This is a genomic window from Pseudomonas sp. PDM28 (genome assembly GCF_019219115.1).
Lineage (GTDB): Bacteria > Pseudomonadota > Gammaproteobacteria > Pseudomonadales > Pseudomonadaceae > Aquipseudomonas > Aquipseudomonas laurylsulfatiphila.
Genome location: NZ_JAHUWG010000048.1, coordinates 1 through 255, shown reverse-complemented (window position 1 = coordinate 255; position 255 = coordinate 1). Strand labels below are relative to the sequence as shown.

Annotated in this window: 1 protein-coding gene; it reads left to right on the top strand. The window is 60.8% G+C overall.

All coding sequences use genetic code 11. The features are described from left to right. Positions 1–255: aldehyde dehydrogenase family protein (locus KW841_RS29520; protein ID WP_218480754.1), on the top strand; the 255-nt coding region annotated here is incomplete at both ends.

The following is a 255-nucleotide window of genomic DNA, read 5'->3' as shown; positions in this document are numbered from 1 at the left end:
ACCAGGGCGAAGTCTGCACCTGCCCGTCCCGCGCCCTGGTGCAGGAGTCGATCTACGACGAGTTCATGCAAGTGGTGATGAAGAAGGTCCTGCAAATCAAACGCGGCGACCCGCTGGACACCGACACAATGGTCGGCGCCCAGGCGTCCGAGCAGCAATTCGACAAGATCCTGTCGTACCTGGAAATCGCCAAGGGCGAAGGTGCCGAACTGTTGACCGGCGGCAAGGTGGAAAAACTCGAGGGCAACCTGGCGA